This is a genomic window from Enterococcus sp. DIV1316a (genome assembly GCF_050536915.1).
Classification (GTDB): Bacteria; Bacillota; Bacilli; order Lactobacillales; family Enterococcaceae; genus Enterococcus; species Enterococcus faecalis.
In genome coordinates, this window is record NZ_CP172913.1 from 1,573,418 (window position 1) to 1,594,879 (window position 21,462).

General features: G+C 36.6%; 20 protein-coding genes and 1 pseudogene. 5 read left to right on the forward strand and 16 right to left on the reverse strand.

The genetic code is table 11. From position 1 onward, the window contains the following. Positions 1–6: 6 nt before the first annotated feature. The 5 genes and pseudogenes from IGL56_RS07610 to IGL56_RS07630 form a co-directional block, all read right to left on the reverse strand. Complete coding sequence (locus tag IGL56_RS07610; RefSeq protein ID WP_002357165.1) at positions 7–693, reverse strand: Bax inhibitor-1/YccA family protein; 687 nt, start codon at positions 691–693, stop codon at positions 7–9. Beyond that, the gene (locus IGL56_RS07615; protein ID WP_002357164.1) at positions 686–1,171 is read right to left on the reverse strand and encodes a MaoC/PaaZ C-terminal domain-containing protein; all 486 of its coding nucleotides are present in this window, start codon (positions 1,169–1,171) and stop codon (positions 686–688) included. The genes IGL56_RS07610 and IGL56_RS07615 overlap by 8 nt, the downstream gene beginning before the upstream one ends. Positions 1,172–1,368: 197 nt before the next feature. After that, positions 1,369–2,706 (reverse strand): UDP-N-acetylmuramate--L-alanine ligase, encoded by a 1,338-nt coding sequence (murC, locus tag IGL56_RS07620; protein ID WP_002357163.1) that lies wholly within the window; start codon positions 2,704–2,706, stop codon positions 1,369–1,371. A gap of 154 nt (positions 2,707–2,860) precedes the next feature. Next, positions 2,861–3,814, reverse strand: coding sequence for a hypothetical protein (locus IGL56_RS07625; RefSeq protein ID WP_002357162.1), 954 nt, complete (start codon positions 3,812–3,814; stop codon positions 2,861–2,863). A 117-nt stretch (positions 3,815–3,931) separates the two neighbouring features. Then, a pseudogene (locus IGL56_RS07630) lies at positions 3,932–4,891 on the reverse strand (aromatic acid exporter family protein). 102 nt (positions 4,892–4,993) lie between these two features. Here IGL56_RS07630 and IGL56_RS07635 point away from each other — a divergent pair. Then, positions 4,994–5,605, forward strand: a complete 612-nt coding sequence (locus tag IGL56_RS07635) for an FUSC family protein (RefSeq protein WP_002374566.1) — start codon at positions 4,994–4,996, stop codon at positions 5,603–5,605. A gap of 40 nt (positions 5,606–5,645) precedes the next feature. Here the strand turns inward: IGL56_RS07635 and IGL56_RS07640 are convergent, their stop codons facing one another. Further along, positions 5,646–6,527: an ROK family protein gene (locus IGL56_RS07640; RefSeq protein ID WP_002357159.1), complete on the reverse strand. Its 882-nt coding sequence runs from the start codon at positions 6,525–6,527 to the stop codon at positions 5,646–5,648. 2 nt (positions 6,528–6,529) lie between these two features. Further along, positions 6,530–6,832: a membrane protein insertion efficiency factor YidD gene (gene yidD / locus IGL56_RS07645; RefSeq protein WP_002357157.1), complete on the reverse strand. Its 303-nt coding sequence runs from the start codon at positions 6,830–6,832 to the stop codon at positions 6,530–6,532. 177 nt (positions 6,833–7,009) lie between these two features. Here yidD and IGL56_RS07650 point away from each other — a divergent pair, with 177 nt between their 5' ends. Next, positions 7,010–7,162, forward strand: coding sequence for an SPJ_0845 family protein (locus IGL56_RS07650; protein WP_002357156.1), 153 nt, complete (start codon positions 7,010–7,012; stop codon positions 7,160–7,162). Between the two features lie 16 nt (positions 7,163–7,178). Here IGL56_RS07650 and yihA read toward each other — a convergent pair whose 3' ends face one another. Both yihA and clpX read right to left on the reverse strand, forming a co-directional pair. After that, entirely contained in the window at positions 7,179–7,760 is a 582-nt protein-coding gene (yihA, locus tag IGL56_RS07655; protein ID WP_002357155.1) for a ribosome biogenesis GTP-binding protein YihA/YsxC, read from the reverse strand. Positions 7,761–7,857: 97 nt separating this feature from the next. Next, positions 7,858–9,111: an ATP-dependent Clp protease ATP-binding subunit ClpX gene (gene clpX / locus IGL56_RS07660; protein ID WP_002357154.1), complete on the reverse strand. Its 1,254-nt coding sequence runs from the start codon at positions 9,109–9,111 to the stop codon at positions 7,858–7,860. Between the two features lie 191 nt (positions 9,112–9,302). On the opposite strand from clpX, the gene IGL56_RS07665 reads away from it, so the two are divergent. Further along, positions 9,303–10,331 carry a lactonase family protein gene (locus IGL56_RS07665; RefSeq protein ID WP_002357153.1) on the forward strand — a complete coding sequence of 343 codons (1,029 nt, stop codon included), beginning with the start codon at positions 9,303–9,305 and terminating at the stop codon, positions 10,329–10,331. A 78-nt stretch (positions 10,332–10,409) separates the two neighbouring features. On the opposite strand, the gene IGL56_RS07670 is transcribed toward IGL56_RS07665, so the two are convergent. The 3 genes from IGL56_RS07670 to rihC are packed head-to-tail and all read right to left on the reverse strand — an operon-like array spanning position 10,410 to position 13,253. Beyond that, positions 10,410–10,898: a GNAT family N-acetyltransferase gene (locus IGL56_RS07670; RefSeq protein ID WP_002357151.1), complete on the reverse strand. Its 489-nt coding sequence runs from the start codon at positions 10,896–10,898 to the stop codon at positions 10,410–10,412. 11 nt (positions 10,899–10,909) lie between these two features. Continuing rightward, the gene (gene dcuC, locus IGL56_RS07675; RefSeq protein ID WP_430599716.1) at positions 10,910–12,283 is read right to left on the reverse strand and encodes a C4-dicarboxylate transporter DcuC; all 1,374 of its coding nucleotides are present in this window, start codon (positions 12,281–12,283) and stop codon (positions 10,910–10,912) included. Between the two features lie 16 nt (positions 12,284–12,299). Continuing rightward, on the reverse strand, positions 12,300–13,253 hold the full coding sequence (gene rihC / locus IGL56_RS07680; RefSeq protein WP_002383111.1) for a ribonucleoside hydrolase RihC: 954 nt from the start codon (positions 13,251–13,253) through the stop codon (positions 12,300–12,302). A 146-nt stretch (positions 13,254–13,399) separates the two neighbouring features. Between rihC and IGL56_RS07685 the strand changes: the two genes are divergently transcribed. Together IGL56_RS07685 and IGL56_RS07690 are read left to right on the forward strand one after the other, a co-directional pair. Continuing rightward, entirely contained in the window at positions 13,400–15,313 is a 1,914-nt protein-coding gene (locus tag IGL56_RS07685; RefSeq protein ID WP_002385848.1) for a PfkB family carbohydrate kinase, read from the forward strand. Between the two features lie 118 nt (positions 15,314–15,431). Beyond that, positions 15,432–16,940, forward strand: coding sequence for a helix-turn-helix domain-containing protein (locus IGL56_RS07690; RefSeq protein ID WP_002357145.1), 1,509 nt, complete (start codon positions 15,432–15,434; stop codon positions 16,938–16,940). 314 nt (positions 16,941–17,254) lie between these two features. Here IGL56_RS07690 and IGL56_RS07695 read toward each other — a convergent pair whose 3' ends face one another. The 4 genes from IGL56_RS07695 to glpO all read right to left on the reverse strand — a co-directional run bounded on the left by IGL56_RS07695 (position 17,255) and on the right by glpO (position 21,460). Then, complete coding sequence (locus IGL56_RS07695; RefSeq protein ID WP_002357144.1) at positions 17,255–18,100, reverse strand: hypothetical protein; 846 nt, start codon at positions 18,098–18,100, stop codon at positions 17,255–17,257. Beyond that, a complete protein-coding gene (locus IGL56_RS07700) occupies positions 18,093–18,620 on the reverse strand; it encodes a 5-bromo-4-chloroindolyl phosphate hydrolysis family protein (RefSeq protein ID WP_002385845.1) in 528 nt (175 codons plus the stop codon). The genes IGL56_RS07695 and IGL56_RS07700 overlap by 8 nt, the downstream gene beginning before the upstream one ends. 283 nt (positions 18,621–18,903) lie before the next feature. Beyond that, entirely contained in the window at positions 18,904–19,623 is a 720-nt protein-coding gene (locus IGL56_RS07705) for an MIP/aquaporin family protein (protein WP_002357140.1), read from the reverse strand. Between the two features lie 7 nt (positions 19,624–19,630). Beyond that, complete coding sequence (glpO, locus tag IGL56_RS07710) at positions 19,631–21,460, reverse strand: type 1 glycerol-3-phosphate oxidase (RefSeq protein ID WP_002357139.1); 1,830 nt, start codon at positions 21,458–21,460, stop codon at positions 19,631–19,633. Positions 21,461–21,462: the final 2 nt, after the last annotated feature.

The following is a 21,462-nucleotide window of genomic DNA, read 5'->3' on the forward strand; positions in this document are numbered from 1 at the left end:
TTCATGTTAGTTGTTTTTACCAAAAATTCTTAAGAAAGCTAAGAATAAGTTGATGAAGTCAAGGTATAATTGTAATGCGAAGAAAACGGCCATCCCAGTACCTGCTTGATCACCTGTTTGCGCATAGACTTGGCGTATACGTTGGTTATCATAAGCAGTAATCCCTGAGAAAATTAGGACCATTAAAATGGAAATAAAGAATTCTACAGCATTACTGTGTAAAAGGAACATATTTAGCAACATCGCAATGATGATTCCAATTAAGGCACTATAAGCGGCATGACCAACTGCTGATAGGTCTTTCTTCGTAAAGACACCTACTAATGACATCGCGCCAAAGGTAGCCGCTGCACTTAAAAATGCGCCGGCCACTGTTCCACCAGTATACATTAATAACGTCACGGATAAAGTGACACCATTTAATAATGCATACGCAACAAATCCTGCAATCGCAATGGTTGGATTCTTCTGTGCTTTTGCGCCTAGATATAAAACTAAGCCAATTTCAACAAGCCAAATCATCCAAAAAGCTAAGCTTGATTGGAATAAAGTAGCTAGAACAGGTAAAAAGACAGTTGTCATTGCATAAGCCATGATTGCGCTAATACCAATTCCTAACGCTAAAAATCCGTAAATTTTGGCATAAAATTTATTCAAACCTGTGCCAGTTTGGATATACTCTTGATTATTCATAAGTTAAAGTCCCTTCTTTCTCTGTTAGTTCATCAATCGTCACTTGGGGTGGTTGAACCATCACCACTGCATCTAACACGCGATTTTCTTGCTCATTAACAGCCTCAACTGAAATGGTAATCACATCTTTCATTTTGTCGACTTTGATTACTTCTAATTGGAAAGTCAATGTTTCGTAATGAAAAACGGGTTCCACAAAGTTCACAGAGAAATTCACAACATGTGAACCTGGTCCTGGTAAATGTTTTGAAATCGCACTAGTGATAATTCCCATCAGCATAATTGATGGTACGATTGGTTTTTCATATTCTGTTTTTTGGGCATAATCATGTTGGATATATAAAGGATTCGCATCATTGGTCAAGCCCAAGTAAAGTAATAAGTCCTTGTCTTCAATTGACTCTGTCAAGGACAACGAATCTCCCTCTTCGATATCTTCGATGGTTTTGCCTAATTTTCTCGGTTTTCCGATATTCAAATTAGTACACCTCCGTTATTGATAAGATAATTGTACCAAAATGTACTTAAAAGGCAAGCTAAAAAGTAGTCTTTAAAGGATGTTTAAACAAAACCAACTTATCTGCCATGCTAGATTTTAAAAACAAACAACGGAACAGGAGCAGCTTCTTATTTTTTGAAGCCAGATACCCCTGTCCCGATTTTGTTTATGTTCTCTTATAAAACGTTTCTAGTTGTGTTACTTAGTAATGTTTCGTAAGCTTGTTCAAATTTCTGAACGTCGCCAGCACCCATAAAGACCACCACTGCATTTTCAAAATCTAGTAAAGGTGACACATTATCTTCGGTAATTACTTGTCCACCTTTTTGAATTTTTTCGCCTAAATCTTCAATGCGTACCTCGCCTTGTGTTTCACGCGCAGAGCCAAAAATATTACATAAGAATACTTCATCTGCCAAATCCAGTGCTTCAGCAAATTCATCCATTAAGGCAATTGTTCGTGTAAATGTATGTGGCTGGAAGACAGCAATAATTTCTTTGTCAGGATATTTTTGGCGGGCGCCATCAATCGTTGCTTTAATTTCAGCTGGATGGTGCGCATAATCATCAACAATAATCATGTCACTGACTTTTTTCTCGCTAAAACGACGTTTCACACCTTTAAAACTTAGCATTTCTTCTGCGACTTTTTGCATATCAAGTTTTTCAAAATAAGCCACAGCAATCACACCTAGCGCATTCATGATATTGTGATGGCCAAATGCTGGTAAGACAAAATGACCTACAAAATCATCCTTGTGATAAACATCAAAAGATGAGCCTTCCGTTGTTCGTTGAATATTTCGGGCTTGGATATCATCCTCTTCACTGACGCCATAATAATAAACTGGCACTTCTGATTCTAACTGGCGAAGATACTTATCATCACCATAAGCAAAAATTCCTTTTTTGACTTGATGAGCCATTGTTTGGAACGCTGAAAAAACGTCCTCAATGCTCTTGTAGTAATCTGGATGATCAAAATCGATATTCGTCATAATCGCATAATCTGGTGAATAAGCCAAGAAATGACGGCGATATTCACACGCTTCAAATGCAAAGAAATCAGCATCTGGTTCGCCGTGGCCAGTGCCATCCCCTATTAAATAACTAGTTGGATTGATACCACTTAATACATGTGCTAGCAAACCAGTCGTACTTGTTTTCCCATGTGACCCTGTTACAGCAATGCTTGTGTACGGTTCGATAAAACGAGCAATGAAATCGTGGTAACGAATTACTTCTGCGCCTAATTCGATGGCGCGGGCGATTTCCTCATGGGTATCTGGAAAAGCATTTCCAGCAATAACAATCATGTCTTTATCAATATTATCTGCATTAAATGGTAAAATAGGGACACCTGATTTTTCAAGATCCCGTTGTGTAAAGAAATACTCTTCTACGTCTGATCCTTGAACGTTATAGCCTTTTTGGTGTAAGACCAACGCTAATGAGCTCATGCCAGAACCTTTAATTCCGACAAAATGGTATAATTTGTTCTCTTGATTTCCCATTATAATCCTCTTCTCTGTCACTATATAAAACATACCTTTTTTAAAAAAAATTCAATCATACGAGATTCATTATCGTATAAAACAAAAAAATAATCAACTATTAAAACAGAATAAAAAACTTACATGTTTCAAATCCACATGTAAGTTTCATCTCTTAACTAAAATATTTACTGTTTTCTAATACAGAACTTGAATCTTCTAGCATCCCACTTAATGGTTTATCCAAGATGCCCTTTTTCTTCTCTTCTGTCACAAGTGCTTCAGGCTCCACTTGAGCATTCGCTTTAGCTAATTTTTTCCCATAAGCAGTTTGACTTTTAGCATTTTTCTTTGCGGCATTCAAACGGGAACGCGAACGTAAATCCAACGCATCTTCGCCAAAACGTTCTAAGTCTGGTTTGATTTGTTGATATTGTCGTCTAGTTAAAGGAATCTCAGGTTCTGAGGTTGGAATATTAAACTTCCGCACCGTTGGATCTTCTTCCGTATCTTTCACTTGAAAAGCCGTTGGTTCATCATCAAGAATGACATATGAACGCCGATCTTTTTTCATTGCTTTTAGCAACTCTTCTTCAGTAAAACTAGGTTCCTGTTCCTCAGGAATCACAGAAGCCGGGATATATTTAGGAACAAAATAAGAAGGTGTCGTTTTCTGCACTAATGGTGATGCGGCAGGTCTACTTGGTTTCGCTACGACTTCTTTTTTTTTATACGTTTGTGTCCAGCCATTTCCTTTTGGCGTCCCAAAAAGGCTATTATTTTTTTTCGTTGCTTGTTTATTTTTCGTTGCTTTACTAGCATGTTTTGTGTAGTCTGGCAAATTAGAACGATGACGTGCTAATTGCTCTTGTTGTGCTGCCGTTAATTGTTGTGTTTGTTTATTTGTAGTTGATTGATTCGTTGTTGGTTGTTGGACGGATGGTGTGCTTTGTCTAGTATCTTCGGCAGATGTTGCAGTTCTTCTGCTACCAGACATTGCTTTACCAATCAGATCATCTTGAAATAAGTTACGTTCATTATCTGTTGGTAATTTTACGCCCTGTTCATCATCATACGCTGGAAAACGGAAATGTTTTCTCTTCACTTGAGCATTATCCATTGCGGTCATTCCTTTTATTTTTCTTTCTCATTAGTTTAACACATTCTCAATGAATACTAAAGAACTTGCCTGAATTTTTAAGAGAACAAAAAAAGAAACCTCCGTTTAAAAAGGTTTCTTTTTTGTTTATTTATCTAGTTGTAATTTGGCAAAGTCCGCTTTGACTTGAATGAATGACTGAAACAATTGTAAAAACTGAAAGAGTCACGCCCGATTTTCAAATTCACTTCTTGTTTGCGGTAATGGTTTTGTGCGATAGGTTTCATAAACGGTCTTAATTCGATTCATAATTTCTTGTCCATCATTATTCTCTGCAAATGTTTCTGCCGTATATTCCAACAATTGTTGAATATAGCGAACTTGTTGCGCATCAACAGTAATATCTTCTAATAATTCCAACATGTTTTTTAGAATATTACTTTGCATTTTTCTCATCGCAAAGTACTCTAAATAGTACGTATTGGTAGACAGCAATTGATTCTCGGCATGATTTTTGGCCCACGTCTCGCCTGTGCGAATAAAGGTTTTTAAATCTGCACAATGCATGACCAAATTTCGCTCTCCTGCAGCGTTGTTTAAATGTAGCGCCATTTCCCTTAAAATTTTACGAAACATTGTTTCAATGACTTCTTGGTCTTCTCTTAAACGTTTTTCTGTATCAGGCATATAGGAATTAGCTAATAACGCTAGTCCCACACCAATACTCATTAATAAAAATTCATTTCCAATAATCGCCCAAGAAAGATTTTTTTCGACTAAATAATGAGTTACCAAAACGGAACTCACAACAATCCCATCAGATAATTGAAAATACACAGCTGCTGGAATAAATAATAACAAAAAAATACCAAAAGCAATCGCTGTAAAACCTAAAAAAGTAAAACAAATATACGCTAAAATAGTTGCCAAAGCTAAGGATAACAAACGATAAATTCCTGTCATGACAGATGTTTTTTTCGTGCTAGTAACACTTAAAACCGAAATAATCCCTGCCGAAGGGGCATAAAGTAATCCCAGTTTTTCCGCAATAATCATTGCTAATGCAGCGCTAATGGCTGTCTTGACTGTTCGTAAACCAATTTTCATGCATACTCCCCTTAAAAAATAATAATTCTTCACTTTTCTCTAGTAATTTTACCTCTATTTCGGTTATCATTAAAGAGAAAAGTTATTTAGGAGCGAATATTTATGATAGTGGGTCGATTTCGTTTAGGCATGCGAACGTTAAAAACAGCAATTGCTGTCATGCTGTGTATTCTTTTATTTCAATTTTTCCATCGTGGCTCACCTATGATTGCCTGTTTAGCAGCTGTTTTTTCATTAAGACAAGATTTAAATACCAGTTTGTCTTTTGGAAAATCGCGCATTATTGGAAACACATTGGGTGGCTTTTTAGCTTTGCTTTATGTATTAGCACAAGATTATTTTCCTAACCAACACTTAGTAGAATTACTGCTACTACCACTTTTAGTCATTATCGTCATCGTTGTTTCTGATGGGATTAATAACAATGCTGGGATCATTTCTGCAACTGCGACACTTTTAATGATTTCTTTAAGTATTCCGCAAAGCGATTCCTTTCAATATGCAATGGAACGTGTGTTGGATACATTCATTGGGACCTTTATAGCGATTGGTTTAAACGTCTTTTTACAACCTAAGCCAGCAGAAGAAGCCCATGAAATTTCTGAAGATTTAGCTGAATTAGAAAAGAAAGAAAAAGAACTAGAAACTTTACGCCAACAAGTTCAAGCGCGGATTGCTGCAGAAGAAAATACTGATGACAAGGCAAATAAATAAAGAAACAGCCGATTGAAGAGAATAACAATCGGCTGTTTCTTTATAGTTCCCAATTCGTTTTTGCTTGAAAGTTGGCGGCTGCGCCAATCAAGTTGGCATCATTTTGATAATGGCAGGTCACGATTTCTGGAACAAAATCTTTTAATTCAAAGGTTTGTAAATGCGTTAGCATCCGGCGATTAATCTCTGCTAATAAGCCTTCTTTAGCAGAAACACCACCTCCGAGTACAATCATTTCAGGATCATAAGAAAACTGTAAGCCGAATAATCCTTGTGTTAAATAATCATAAAAATTATTGACTTCTTCGCGAGCAATCTCATCCCCTCGTTGTGCCAGTTCAAAAACTTCTTCTCCTGTCACCGCCTGTTTTTCGACTCCAATTCGTTCACAATAGCGCTGAGCCATTTTGACAGCTGTGCCAATTTCACTGAATGTTTGGCCATTACTTAAAAAGTTCAGTCCAAACTCGCCTCCATATAAATGAGCGCCTTTGTACAATTCACCATTGCGAAAAATCGCTCCGCCAATTCCTGTCCCAATAACGACAAAAAGCACTTCTTTTTTCCCTTTCGCCGCGCCTTCATATATCTCAGCTAAACCAGCACAATTCGCATCATTTTCGATAGTCACTGGTAAGCCAAACAACGCTTCTAATTCTTCATAAATGTTAAAATGATGAATATATGGAATGGCGGAAATCCCTAAAATCTGTTGACTTTTTTCGTCAACTACTCCAGGTGAACTAAAAGCAACACCACTAATCGACTCATTTCTTTTGTCTGCATAAATCGAATATAAATGCGCTTTCATTTCTTCCCAAGAGCCAGGTGTTGGAAAGCTCCCTTGATTTGTTAATTCTTTGCCTGTCCAAACGCCGTATTTCACGGAAGAACCGCCAAGATCAAATGCTAAAATTGCCATATTTATCCATCCTTTTCTACTTCTGTTTTCTTATTTCTTCGATACGTATACGGTCCATGATAGGTCTCATCAGGATTTTTCGTCAAGCGAAATTTCAACGGAACATAGTCAATGCCGCCTTTAACAAAAGGATGACATCGTAAAATCCGTGCTACCCCCATCGTTGTTCCTTTGACACTTCCATGTGTATGAATTGCATCAATCATATATTGTGAACACGTTGGGTAATAGCGACAACGTGCAGGCAATCCTGGAGAAATAAATCGTTGATAAAAACGAACACCGCCGATTAACGGATTTTTCATAAAGTGCCTTCTTTCTAACTAATTCTTACTAAAGAATAGCTTGTTTTTTCATGTTTGGCAAGTCCTAGTTACGAGAAATTACACTAGACCCAACTATGACGAATTCTTACATTTCTGTTGCTATCCAAATGAAAAAAAACGTGCTACACTATAAAAAAAGGAATGGAGGCTTAGTAAATGGGATTAAAATTTGAACGTTCCAATGACTTAGATAAACTCTTCGATTCTTTCGCCGTTGATCCATTAAAGAAAGAAGTACCTCTTGAAGAACTGGCAAAACAACGACAAGAAGTAAAAAAAGAAGAAGCAAAAAAACAAGCAAAAGAGTAATTTTGCTTGTTTTTTTCTATAGAAACTTTTCAATTGCTGTCCAAGCTGCTTCTTTTCCTTCTTTTGTTTCAGAAGAGAAAATAATAAAGTCATCTTGTTTATCAAAATTCAAGGCTTTTTTGATGACACTCTCGTGTTTGTTCCATTTGCCCCGCGGAATTTTGTCTGCCTTAGTTGCTACAATAATAACTGGCAAATCATAGTATTTCAAAAATTCATACATTTGGATATCATCTTGGGTCGGCGGATGACGTAAATCAATTAAAGAAACGACTGCACGTAATTGCTCACGTTGCGTGATATACGTTTCAATCATTTTTCCCCACTTCGCACGTTCTGTTTTAGAAACTTTGGCATAACCATAGCCAGGAACATCCACAAAGTGTAAGGCATCCTCAATTAAATAAAAATTTAGCGTTTGCGTTTTACCAGGTTTGCCTGAAGTTCTTGCTAAATTTTTACGATTAATCAAGGTATTAATAAAAGATGATTTCCCAACGTTCGAACGTCCAGCTAAAGCAATCTCTGGTAATTGAGATTCAGGATATTGTTTAGGGGATACCGCACTAATCACGATTTCTGCATTATGTACGTTCATTGTTTTCCTCCGTTCTTCTATTCAGTCTTTCATTCAAAAGCTTAACAAAAACAGCTCTTTCGGAGATCCGCCGAAAGAGCTGTTTTCAGCTTCAATCTTATACAGCTTCTTTATCTTTTTTGTTATAAATAATTGTTGGTTTACCGGTACCTTCAGCGGCCATTTTAGTAATGATAACTTTTTCAATGCTTTCATCTGAAGGAACATCAAACATTACGTCCATCATAATTTCTTCAATGATTGAACGAAGTCCCCGTGCGCCAGTATTACGTTCAATGGCTTTGGCTGCGATGGCTTTTAATGCTTCTGGTTCAAATTCTAATTTAGTGTCATCAAGAGACAATAATTTTTGATATTGTTTCACCAAGGCATTCTTCGGTTCTGTTAAAATTCGAACCAAATCATCATTCGTTAATTTATCAAGCGCAGCCATTACAGGTAAGCGTCCAATAAATTCTGGAATTAAACCAAATTTCAATAAATCTTCTGGAATAATATGTTGCATGATGCTTTCTTCTTCATTTAAAGCAGAATTAGTTTTACCAAAACCAATAGTTTTTTCGCCTAAGCGGTTTTTAACAATGGTTTCAATTCCATCAAACGCTCCACCAACGATGAAGAGAACATTCGTTGTGTCAATTTGGATAAATTCTTGATGTGGATGTTTGCGGCCCCCTTGTGGTGGTACACTTGCAACTGTTCCTTCAAGAATTTTTAGTAAGGCTTGTTGAACACCCTCACCTGAAACATCTCGAGTAATCGAAACATTTTCACTCTTACGGGCAATTTTATCAATCTCATCAATATAGATAATGCCCTTTTCCGCGCGTTCAACATTATAGTCAGCAGATTGTAGTAATTTTAAAAGGATGTTTTCAACATCTTCCCCTACATAACCTGCTTCTGTTAAACTGGTCGCATCAGCGATTGCAAAAGGTACATTTAATGTTTTTGCTAACGTTTGAGCCAAGAAAGTTTTACCTGAACCTGTTGGTCCAATTAAACAAATGTTACTTTTTTGCAATTCAACGTCATCTTGAGTTGCAGCTGTTTCTGATTGATTCACACGTTTATAGTGATTGTAAACAGCAACAGAAAGTGTGCGTTTTGCACGTTCTTGTCCAATAACATATTCATTTAAAACATTTAAAATTTCTTGGGGTTTTGGCACATCCGTTAATTCTCGGACTGCTTCATCATAAAATTCTTCATCAATAATCTCTTTACATAGATCAATACATTCATTACAAATATAGACACCCGGACCAGCAACAATTTTTTTTACTTCTTCTTGTGTTTTCCCACAAAATGAACAACGAACGGTCCCGTTATTATCCGTATTGTCGTACATGTTCGTCACCCCTCTAAAAATCAAAAAATGACTGTCATCACAGTCTCTCATCATAATAGCACAAACCACTTTAAAATGCGAACATCTCAGATAGAAAGTTTTATTGTTCTTAGACTTCTTATGGTATACTACATTATATAAAAGCACTTTCATAAAAAGTGATTGTGTTGAAACAAATTGGAGGAATTGTGATGTTAGAACAAATTTTACTAGGTACCTATACTCGAAGAGCCAGCCAAGGCATTTATAAAATTGCATTAGATACGACACAAGGTCGTTTAACAGAAGCGACACTTTTGTTAGAAGAAACGAGTCCTACCTATCTTGCTCTGAGTCAAAAGGGCGAACTTTTTAGCGTCACTAGTGTTGACGGTGAAGGTGGCACTGCCGCTTATCAACCAGAAATGGACCATTTTAACTTATTGAATAAAGTAACTGAGGAAGGTGCGCCGCCATGTTATGTAGCTGTTGACGAAAACCGACAACTTGTCTATGCAGCAAATTATCACCAAGGTATCGTTCACGTGTATCGTATCTTAGAAGATGGTTCTTTGGAAGATGCTGACAAAGTGATTCATACAGAGCCAACTGGTCCTCATGAAAACCAAAACAATGCCCATGTTCATTACACAGATTTGACGCCTGATCAACGCTTAGTCGTCTGTGATCTAGGAACCGATCGTGTGTATACGTATAATGTTAGCTTAGATGGAAAGCTTTCTGAAATCGCTCAATTCGTGACTGAGCCAGGGACTGGTCCACGTCATTTAGTGTTCCACCCAACAAAATCATTGGCTTATTTATTTGGTGAATTAGATAGCACTGTTTCAGTTCTTTCATATGATGAAACAGATGGTTCTTTCACTGAATTACAAAAAGTTTCTACTTTACCTGCTGATTATGATGCGTTTAATGGTGGTGCTGCAATTCGTATTTCTTCTGATGGCCGTTTCCTTTATGCTTCAAACCGTGGCCATAACTCGATTGCTGTCTATGCTGTTTCAGAAAACGGCGAAGCGATTGAACGAATTCAATTAATTTCAACAGAAGGCGATATTCCAAGAGATTTCGATTTAGATCCTTCTGAAGATTTCATCGTTGTCGCTAATCAAGACTCTGATAACTTAACACTTTATCGTCGGAACCAAGAAACAGGCTTATTAGAAATGATTCAAAAAGATGTTGCTGTTCCCGAATGTGTTTGTGTTTTATTTGTATAATTAAGTTGACTATTTCCTTGGAAAATAACAGGAGTCAGATGCTAAATAATTTTTGCATCTGACTCCTGTTTTCTTATTTTAAACGATGGATTGGTTCTCCAATTCTTTAACGTATAAATAAAAAGAGCCAAAGTCTAAGCGATTCATTTGTAAAGATTCATGAATTTTTGTGAACCCTTTACTTTCGAAAAATCGAATCATTCTATGGTTTGTATGATTAGTCTGAGCATACATTTTACGTCTTCCTTCCCAGACTGCTCGTTTCTCCAATTCATGGAACAACAAACTGCCATAACCCTTGGCAATATAATTAGGCGAAGTTGCAAAGCGCTTTAACCAAACAAAGTCTTGTTCCTGCTCCATACAGAACGTTGCCATTGAAAAAATCATTTCTTCGTGCATTAGCAAATACAACCGTTTTTTTGTAATGTCTTCTTGGATATCTTCTTGAGAAGGGTAGTCCTTTGTCCACTGTGTAATGCCCACAACATCCATGAATGCCTTTACTTCTGTTAAAAATTGAAGAATCATCGGTAACTCTTTCTCATCAGCCACTCTAATTTTCATTGTTTATTCTCTTAATAAGGTAACAATAGAATCGACAAGACAATCACACTAATAATGCCAATGATGGTCGGTACACTCGTCCGTTTTAAAATTCTGATGGGACTAACTCCTACTGTTGATGCGACAATCATGACAACTGCTGCTACAGGAGAAATCGTTCTAGTTAAATTCGCGATCATCTGCATTGGCAAGGAAATTAAAATACCATCAATCCCTGCTTTTTCGGCAATCCCAGGGATTAGTTCGATAACCGCATAAAACATTGCCAGTCCACCACCGCTTAAAATTCCAAAAAGGGTCGTTGCACCGCTGAAAATTAAGGTCGTGACAATTCCTGCTGAACTTGATGCTTCGACAGATGCCATAATACTATCAATAATTCCTAATGTTTGAATCGCAGACGTGAATAATGAACCGCCTACGACAAGCATCACAACTTGACTAAACCCTTGCCCCATTCCTTTAAACATCTCGACAGCTGTATCTTGAACCTTTTTAAAAGATTTCAAACGAAGCGTCTCAACCAATACAGCGATGAAGAAAGAAATAAATGTAAGAACAAAAATATCCATCGTTATTCCTTTGACAAACATTCCTGCGATTCCCACTCCAACAATTAATAATAGCGGTAATATTGGCAATATTGCATAAAATTTAGGAACATCAAATTCTTTTTGTTTGCTTAAGCCCTCTTCATTTAATGAAACATAGGCAGCCTCGCCTTCTTTTTTATCGCAGTATTTTTGCCAGAAGTACTGTGCAACCGCAATGATTAATAACGATGGCAGCGAAATTTTGGCATTCCATACAACATAATTTAACACATCATAACCAAGGGTATTTGCGGCGATTACGTTATTCGCGCCTAAAGGTGTTGGCATGATAGTTGCCGTCATTGCAATCACACCTGCAGCAGTTAATGATGAAATCCCCATGCTGGCTAGCATCGGATATAATATAGACATTAAAATAATCGCTAAGCTTGATGCACTAGGAACTACCAGTGACATTAAATTTCCAATTAAAAAGACCACAGGGACAAATAACGATTTACGTTTAATCTTCATTAATGGTTTCACCAAAAAGTTGACAGCCATCTGATTGGCCCCGATTGCATTCATATAGCCTGAGTAACCAAAAAGAATCATAATTACAATTCCTGCTGAACTCACTTGTGCAATAATTGTATCTTTAAACTTCAAGAAAATATCAAATAATCCAAAACCGGTTCCTTCCCCTGCAGGATAAATGGGATGTCCTAACATCCATGCACATGCAAGTAGAACAAGCGCACCAATAATTAAGCTGAGTGCGGGATGATAATTTTTTACAATCAAATAGGCTACAACAACTAAAACGACCAATACCAATAAACTTTCAATCATACTTATCCTCCTTCAGCTAATTAACCGCTTTCATTTTTTCGACAACCCATTTTTGAAAAGCTTCAACGTTTACATCTATACAGGCAACGGCATTCGTGTTTTTATGATACTTCATTTTTAAATCCGCAACAGTAGCTCCCGCAGCTGGACCTTCCAAAGCAACTTCAATGAACGTTTCAGTTGTCTCAAATAATTCTGGTGAAGTTAAATAGGCAATCGCACAGACATCATGCATTTTCAAACCTGTAGTTAAACTGCCGCCTCTATAATGACGGAAAAGACCATAAAACATTTCCCCCACTCTGCCAAGCGCTCTGATGGCTGTTACTTCATGATTCGTTAACACAGCTTGACTTGTAACATCTAATCCTACCATTGTTAGCGGGACACCTGATTGGAAAACAATTTGTGCAGCGTGTGGATCGACATACGTATTAAATTCGGCACTTGTATTTGTATTTCCCCTTGCTAATGAGCCACCCATCATGACGATTTCTGCAATATTTTCTTTGACTTCTGGATAGAGGGTCAGTAACAAAGCAATATTCGTTAATGCAGCAATTGGAACAATGGTCAAAGGAACATCACTAGACAGAATTTCTTTTCGCATAGCTTCCACTGCATGAATATCTAAACACGTAGAGATAGGTTGCGGAAACTCAAAGCCATCCATGCCAGTCTCCCCATGAATCTCAGCAGAATCTTCCAATTGAATAAGTAACGGACAATTACACCCCTTGGCTACAGGAACCTTTTTCCCAAAAAAATCGACAAGTTTCAAGGCATTATTTGTTGTTTTTTCTACATCTACATTCCCTGCAACCGTCGTTATTAAGCGAACTTCTAGGTTAGGATGATTCAGTGCAATCGCTAAAGCTACAGCATCATCAATTCCTGGGTCCGTATCAATAATGATCGGTCTTTTCTTTGTATCCATTTTTCTTCCTCCATTCACATTTAGGAAAAACATTTCCGGAAACGTTTTCTTAATTTGAGATTAACAGCGCTTTCATTAAAAGTCAAGCAGAATTTCTAAATAATAAATAATTAGGCTTTTTCTTGACTTTCTGCTTTTAGAATGCTTACTATAAAAAAGAGTTCAGTGAAAGGACGAAAATGATGAATATTAAAGATATTGCAAAATTAGCTGGCGTTTCCGCTTCAACTGTATCCAAAATTATAAATAATAAAGATCAAACTATTAGTAAAGAAACCCGTGAGCGTGTCTTAAAAATCGTTCGAGATTACAACTACACACCTTACTCAGCAAATCTCGTCACAAATAGTACTACAAAAACCTTCGTGTTATTATTAAATAGCCATGAAACTTTTGAGGCTTGGGTTACGAGCTTTATTGATAAAGCTCAAGAAAATGGCTATAGCTGCTTGATTTTAAATAGTCACGGTAGTTTAGAACAAGAACTGAAAAATATTACCTCGCCAACTTTAAAACAAGCCAGTGGCATTATTTGGGACCCAATCAATGAAAACAGTAAACAATACGCGAAATTTATAGAAGAATTAACGATTCCTTACTATTTCGTCAATCACTCAACTAACGAATTGCCTTCTCTAGCGAGGCTTTATGAAGAAGCTAGTTATGTTTTAACCCGAGAATTATTACAGAATAACCATAAAAAAATTAGTTATTTCGTCACTAACCAAAAATATAAAGAAGCAATTATTGCAGGCTATAAAAAAGCCTTATTTGATGTCAATTTACCCTTTAGTAAAGAAAATATTTTAACTACTATCCCTGCTGATTTCAGTAATCAGCTTATCACAGATGGGATTACGGGTATCCTTACCGATGACTATACCCAAGCTGTTTTTTTGGAACAGCTTTTAAAGCAGAGCGGTTTGCGAACCCCCGATAATTACTCTTTACTCGCAATTAAGCGAAAAATTGATCGTTCATTTTTACCTGATCATATTTCTTCCGTCTTATTAGATACAGAGACGTTTGGCAGCCAGTTAGCCTTATTATTGCTTAACAAACGCAAAGAAAAAACAGCCTTGATTAATGAGGCTGAAAAATTGGTGCTAGATCACAAAAATACATTAGGCATGTCTAGTGTTAATCCACATAGCAAAATGATTGTAGTGGGTAGTTTAAACGTTGATAATTATCTGTATTCAACAAATTTACCACATAACGGCAAAACAAATTTTTTGTCTAGCTATGCTAAATTCCCCGGCGGAAAAGGATTAAATCAAGCTGTTGGCTTAACCAAACTGGGGCATCAAGCCACCCTAATTGGTTGTTTAGGCTCAGACACAGATGCGAATTACTTATATAAAGAATTAGAAAAATACCACGTTACGACAGATGGTATCACACGTATTCAAGATACTGAGACTGGTCAAGCTTATATTTATGTTGAGACAAGCGGCGACTCCATGATTTCAATCTTACCTGGTGCAAACACAGCGCTTACGCCTAAAAAAATCGCACAGCAAAAACACCTATTTATGGATGCCAGTTTTTGTCTCATTCAAACAGAAATTCCTTTGTCTGCTGTAGAGAAAGCTTGTGAAATCGCCCAACATTCAGGGGTACCGATTATTTTAAAACCAGCTGCTATTCATCATATTCCAGTGAATATACTAGAAAAGGTTGATTTTTTCATTCCCAATGAAGATGAATTATTGGAACTTCAACCAGATACTGGTACATTAGAAGAGAAAGCGGCGTACTTCTTAGAAATGGGCGTAAAAAATGTCATTGTTACTTTAGGAAAAAAAGGCGTGTTATTAAAAACACCCCAAGTGTGCCACTATTTCCCTGCAACAGAAAATATAGCTGTGGATAGCACTGGTGCCAGTGACAGCTTTATCAGCGCGCTCGCCTCCTATCTTTCGAAAGGTTATCCGACTGAAGCAGCCATTCAAATAGCAATTCAGGCTGCAGGATTTTCAGTTTCTAAAGAAGGGGTGATTGATTCTTTAGTTGATCACGTCACTTTGGAAAATTATTTGATAAAAAAAGAACCCGCTCTTTTTGCTCATCGTAACACCTGTGTCGACTGACACAGGTGTTTTCCTGCTGAATATCTTGTTATTTTCTCATAAACCAATGAGAATTGTTCTTTTTTATTACAATTTATTAGGCGAACTATTATAATAAAAGAGAAGTTATTACTAAGGAGTGAGTCTCATCAAAACACAAGATGCCATAAAAACATTTTTACTTTCAAAGAAAACACAAAAAAAATTGGCTGTCTTTTTATACTTAGCAAAACAAACGAACCTTGATTTATCTAGTGTTGCCCGAAAATTCGATCTTTCTACTAAAAATTTATCAATTTATCTTCGTGAAATTCAAGAAGACTTAGCAACCCTTCCTGAAAATACCTTAGAGATTCAGATCCATCACGGAAAAATTTCATTACATACGACTTCCAATGATTTTCTTTCCCACTATTTTTTATTATTTAATTATTACTGTGTCCATTCTACTGACTTCATTCTTTTTCAAGCAATTATCAAAAAAGAAAACAATTCTGTCTGGAAAGTGAGTCAAGAAACTAATTTTAGCTCATCTTACATTTACAAACGGTTAAATAACATTAATAAACTATTTGGTTTGTATGGAATTTCCGTCCATTTTTCCCCCTCCGCGAGTAAAGTGATTACAGGTTCTGAATTTCAAGTCCTATATGCTTTTCTTGATGTCTACTGGACCATCTTTTTAAATACCTTAGCCTTACCACGTTATACCTCTACTTATTTTGAAGATATACTGACGCAACATATTAAACCAGAAATTCTTGAACGCTTGGAACACGCTTCTCTACTAAAATTAAATTTACTTTTACACATCGCAAAATATCGCTTTCCATATACTTGTGAAGATGATCTCCAAAAAGAATTTGAAGAACATCCTTATTTAAGGCTTTTCTCAGACTCAAAACAAACTATTTTTTGTTCCCAATCAAATTTTTCAGAAGATCAACAGCGGGTTGTAGATATCATTGCACCCATTGCCATTGATAATTTTGATTCAGCAAAACGAGCCAAAGATTTACTGGCTGCTCTAAATGAAATTTCTTGCCCAGAATATTTCTACGTTGATTCTTTATTAACCAATTTTTGCGAAGTTTTTCAAATTCCAAAAATGCGTGAATTTGATCGTCATTACTTCTTACTTATTTTATTTAAAAATATTATCTATAACCAATTATTTATTTCACAGCAACCAAATACCGCAATTCTAGATTTTTTAGTCAATAAAAATAGTACTTATCAAAAAGATTTACAGAAAGAAATCTATGCTTTTTATCAAAACTTTTCAGCGCATTCCCCTTATCAGTTAAGATTTAAGGATCAGGAGAACCCAATTTGGACATGTGAATTGTTGTTACGAATTTATAAGCACTATAGTCCCCGCAAAAAAATTAAAATTGGTGTTGCATATTCTCGCGATTTTTACATTGCTAGCTTTATTATGATGAAAATCAAGCAAGCATTTAGTGAGGATATTATTTTTGAACGAACCGATTTTTCTAGTTGTGATATTGTGATTACTGACTATCCCTTATTTGATTTACCAAAAGAAATAGACCGAATTTACATTTTAGAAGAAGAATTAACCCGAGAAGATTGGGAACTAATTTTCAGTAAAATAAGTATCGCCATTTTTGATTTGCAATATTAAAACAAACATCAAGCGCCAACCTGTCTCACCAGCCATAATGAAAACAAGCAACCTACAAACCACTTCTGCCAGTTTTAGTCTGACAGAAAATAGTTTGTAGGTCGCTTGTATATTGCTGTTCTTTTCTACGTTACCTTCAAAGACAATCTAGTAAGTGGGTACACGTCGTACTTCAGTCCTTAAAGTGCTACGCTTCCACCGCTGATCAGTTTTTAAGCCTGAGACGAAGATCCAAAGTGTTTTTTGTCTCAGGCTCTTACATTTTTTCAACAAAGGTATTGCTGGGCGCTACTTGAAGCTGAAAACTATTTTCTCTATCGAGATTCCTCATCAGTAGACTCAAATTTAAAACTTTTTTCTATAAAAGCGACTTCTTTTGCGTATGTTTTTACAAAAGAAGAATAGTCTTTGGGATCTTTGACCTTTTCCAATTGGTCAACAGAGACTTCTAATTCAAATCCCGTCCCATCTTTAAAGAGATAATATTTTGAGATGTCTGTATATCCTTGATTCCGTTTTAAAATATAGCCGGTTTGTACATCAGCAATTTTATCAATTGGGTATGCTTTGATAAACTCTTTACTTGTATCTAAATAATCAGAAAGACTGTTGATAAGATTGCCAGAAAGGTACATACCTGCCGATGTATAATAGTCTCTTTTTTCATAAAAACTGATATTGCCTAGATATTTTGTATCTGGATACTCCTCTGTAGAAGGTAAAATTAAAAAGTTCTTTCCGCCACTGGTTTCAATATCGGCATCGCCGATAATTTCTATTTGGTAGCCTTGATTAAATAAAAGTTTATTTTCTTCTATTGTGACTTTTAGTGGTTTTTCTAAATCAACAGGTCCAGTTGTGGTAAGTCCAGCTTCTTTTAAAGGATAAACATCTTCTGATGAAGCGGAGTAATCCCAATAATCATCTTTCTCCGCAAGATCAATATATACTATAAAGCCAATTGCTACAGCAATGCCTATCCAAATAATTTTTTTGTTCTTTTTTTGTTTTTTCTTTTTTTTCGTCTGTGGTTTTACCACTTTTTTATTGGGGTTAGGAAGTTGCTTTACTGTGTCTGTTCTTGTGACAGGAAAAAACGACCATTTTGGCTTTTGAAAAAGCGCATCATATGTATCATAAAAATTCTTTTGTTTAGCCATTTTTTCTCTCCACTAATTTTTTTGATAAGGCAATTTCCTCAGATGCTTCGGAGACTAATCTTTCATAATCATCTGTGATACTTTCCGACAACACTCGTATGGTACTTAAGATACCATTGGTTGCAAGTGTTATTTCTTCTGTTGACAATTTATCTTCTTTAATGCTTAAAAACCGTTCTGATGCTCGTAAAATCTCTGGTACCTTATGATATAAAAAATCACTAAAATGAGTAATTGCTTCAGGATACTTCACTAAGTGTTTAAAGATGCCCTTAGCGGAAGCAACACCCAGTTCTACTTGTTCAATTTTTTTTAAATTTCGTGACTTATTCGTTAGTTCGTTTAAATAAATAATTTGTTTTTTTAATTCGTCCATAATTCTTTGGTACATCTCTAGGTCACTGTCCGTTAGATGGTGCGTCGTTTGATATTTTTTTAGATTTTTTTTATAACGGAAATACGTACGACCATTTCTATAAATAACCCAACCAATGTACCCAGTCCCCACTAACAAAACCATTATCCCATTCAAATCATGTACTCCTTTTTAAATTAGTATATATTACTGAACACATTGTCCAGCTTAAAATTGACAAATAAGTATGAAATATTACTCCCCCAATTACTTGTGCACTTTTATTGTATCATATAGGAAAATTGTTCTGTTACGTATTTGGACAAATTGTCTAAATGTCTAAGGAAATCTTTTTTTGTTTAATATGTAGCAAAAAACACTTGCAAGAATTGATTACTTCTCACAAGCGTTTTTTATTGTCTAAAACAACTATTTACATTTCATTTTATTAAATAGTGAATAAATAAATTACTGCAGCTAATGAAGCACCTAAGATAGGTCCCACAATTGGCACCCAAGAATAAGCCCAATCAGAATCACCTTTTGTTTTCACAGGAATAATTTGGTGCGCTAAACGAGGTCCTAAATCACGTGCAGGGTTAATTGCATAACCTGTAGGTCCGCCTAATGATAGACCTAGTCCTAAGACCAAAATCCCAACAAGCATTGGGTTAATGCCAGCCGCTAAGTCGTTTTGAGAAAAGGCTAGTAAACCAAAAACCAAGACAAATGTGCCGATAATTTCTGTTAAAACATTGGCTGGATAGTTACGGACAGCTGGACCAGTGGCGAAGGTTCCTAAAATAGCACCTTTGTCTTCTGTAATGTTCCAATGGGGTAAATAAGCTAACCAGACAACTAAACCACCAATAAAACCGCCTAGGACTTGAGCTACGATATAAGGTAAAACCATGCCCCATTCAAAGTTTCCAGTAATTGCCATCGCAACTGTTACAGCAGGATTTAAATGCGCTGGACTCATATACCCAGACATGTAAACAGCTAATGTAACAGCAGCGCCCCAACCTAAAGCAATAACGACCCAACCAGAAGCAAAGGCTTTGCTTTTCTTCAAGTTAACTGCGGCACAGACGCCATCCCCTAGTAAAACTAAAATCATCGTTCCGAAAAATTCACCGAATAATTGTGTCATCATCGAAGTTCCCATTTTTTCTTCACCCTACTTTCAAATTTTTTAAATCTGATTCTTCAATTACTTTTTCTAATGTTTCAATGTGTCGTGCTCTTTCTTCCGCTGTCCATTGATAATGCTGTGCCATTTCTTCAATGACTCCCGCTTTCACTTGGTCCAAACGATCACGCATAAATAATAAGTGGTTGGTCCGTCGCAATAAAAAGTCGACGGGTGTTAAAGCCATTTCTTCTTCCATCGCATAGTTTAAAGAGACAGTTTCTGTTAAGGTTAAACCAGGAATTACTTTGGCATCATCAATCATTTCAAAAACAGTTGGTACGTTGGAGCCATATAAATGAGCTAAGTATAGTGCATCCTTTTCACTTAACCCTTTAGATACGCCATGTTTTGCCAACGCTTCTAATTCTTCGTCTACCGTTGCAGGGTTCAATTTCCCGCCTGAAACTGGATAGTTTTTAGAATCAATTAAGGTGAATTCTTTCTGGTATTCTTCTGCTAAGATGGTTTGAATCATTTTCATCGCACCTTCTGCCATTTTACGATAATCTGTTAATTTCCCACCAGCCAAAGTGAGCAAGCCATCCGCTGATCTTTCCAATGAGCTGCCTCGAGAGACAGCTGAAGGATTGACTTTATTTTCCACCAAACTGTCTTCTAGATGGTTTAGGACTTCTTCAATTTCTCGTTTATCTGTTTTGTTTTTTTGGTATCTGTCAACGACATCAATGACTTCATCAATACTTTTATCTGAAAGTTTGCCATTGTTTCCCCCGTTATAATCTGAGCCACCGTTAGCAGAAATTAAAGGTCGCAAGCCAGCCCAGCTGGCTTCAATATCATCAATTGTCAATTGTACCTCTGGATAACGATTATTGACTACTTCCAATAGGTAATCCACATCACTTTGTTCTACTGTTGGATGTTGAAAGTCTCCATGGTAATCTGTATCCGTCGTCCCAAAATATGTTTTTTCTTCTCTTGGAACAACGAAGACCATGCGGCCATCTTGTTTACCTGTATCAAAATACGTTGGTTGAGGAACATTTAAACGGCTTTTGTCGACAACTAAATGAACCCCTTTGGTTGGACGCATTTGTGGTGTAAATGAATCGTTTTTGTCTAAGCCTCTTAATTTATCTGACCAAGGACCAGTAGTATTAATCACAACATCTGCGTGAATCTCAAACTGTTCGTCAGTTAGTAGGTCCTTTGCTTGAATGCCAGTAATTTTCCCTTCATCATTGTATAAAAAGCCCACCGCTTGAACCCGACTCACAGCATGCGCCCCGTCAGCTACTGCTTGTTTAATATTTTCAATAACTAAACGAGCATCATTATTTCGGTAATCTAAATAAACACCGCCACCTTGTAGACCTTCACTTTTTAGTTGTGGCTCACGTGCCAAAACCTCGTCTTTTGTTAACAGATAGTTGGCGTACTTGGTACCTGTTACATCAGCTAACTGATCATATAAATCCATTGCTATTTTGACAGAAAATAGATTAAATGTTGCATTTGGCTCATCATAAATCGGCAATAACATGGGATCCGCTTTAGGGATGTGTGGCGCAATGGATTGAACGACGGCTCGTTCTTTCACTGTATCTGCTACCACCTCCACGTCAAACGTTTTCAAATAGCGGATACCACCATGAACTAATTTGGTTGATCGTGAAGAGGTACCCTCTGCGAAATCCTGCATTTCAATTAACCCTGTCTTCATTTTAGCGGCACTGGCTTGCAGGGCAACCCCTGCGCCAGTAATGCCACCACCAATAATTAAGACATCTAAGTGTTGTGTTTTTAAAGCGTCGATTGATTGTCGGCGTGTTTCTATTGAGAAAGTCATAG

Coding starts and splice junctions, on each gene's coding strand:
- IGL56_RS07625 (WP_002357162.1), bottom strand. CDS start 3,814: ATGACCGCAATGGATAATGCTCAAGTGAAGAGAAAACATTTCCGTTTT.
- IGL56_RS07635 (WP_002374566.1), top strand. CDS start 4,994: ATGATAGTGGGTCGATTTCGTTTAGGCATGCGAACGTTAAAAACAGCA.
- IGL56_RS07665 (WP_002357153.1), top strand. CDS start 9,303: ATGTTAGAACAAATTTTACTAGGTACCTATACTCGAAGAGCCAGCCAA.
- yihA (WP_002357155.1), bottom strand. CDS start 7,760: ATGAACGTACATAATGCAGAAATCGTGATTAGTGCGGTATCCCCTAAA.
- clpX (WP_002357154.1), bottom strand. CDS start 9,111: ATGTACGACAATACGGATAATAACGGGACCGTTCGTTGTTCATTTTGT.
- dcuC (WP_430599716.1), bottom strand. CDS start 12,283: ATGATTGAAAGTTTATTGGTATTGGTCGTTTTAGTTGTTGTAGCCTAT.
- IGL56_RS07700 (WP_002385845.1), bottom strand. CDS start 18,620: ATGGTTTTGTTAGTGGGGACTGGGTACATTGGTTGGGTTATTTATAGA.
- IGL56_RS07705 (WP_002357140.1), bottom strand. CDS start 19,623: ATGGGAACTTCGATGATGACACAATTATTCGGTGAATTTTTCGGAACG.
- murC (WP_002357163.1), bottom strand. CDS start 2,706: ATGGGAAATCAAGAGAACAAATTATACCATTTTGTCGGAATTAAAGGT.
- IGL56_RS07610 (WP_002357165.1), bottom strand. CDS start 693: ATGAATAATCAAGAGTATATCCAAACTGGCACAGGTTTGAATAAATTT.
- yidD (WP_002357157.1), bottom strand. CDS start 6,832: ATGAAAAATCCGTTAATCGGCGGTGTTCGTTTTTATCAACGATTTATT.
- glpO (WP_002357139.1), bottom strand. CDS start 21,460: ATGACTTTCTCAATAGAAACACGCCGACAATCAATCGACGCTTTAAAA.
- IGL56_RS07685 (WP_002385848.1), top strand. CDS start 13,400: ATGATGAATATTAAAGATATTGCAAAATTAGCTGGCGTTTCCGCTTCA.
- IGL56_RS07695 (WP_002357144.1), bottom strand. CDS start 18,100: ATGGCTAAACAAAAGAATTTTTATGATACATATGATGCGCTTTTTCAA.
- rihC (WP_002383111.1), bottom strand. CDS start 13,253: ATGTTTTTCCTAAATGTGAATGGAGGAAGAAAAATGGATACAAAGAAA.
- IGL56_RS07640 (WP_002357159.1), bottom strand. CDS start 6,527: ATGGCAATTTTAGCATTTGATCTTGGCGGTTCTTCCGTGAAATACGGC.
- IGL56_RS07650 (WP_002357156.1), top strand. CDS start 7,010: ATGGGATTAAAATTTGAACGTTCCAATGACTTAGATAAACTCTTCGAT.
- IGL56_RS07670 (WP_002357151.1), bottom strand. CDS start 10,898: ATGAAAATTAGAGTGGCTGATGAGAAAGAGTTACCGATGATTCTTCAA.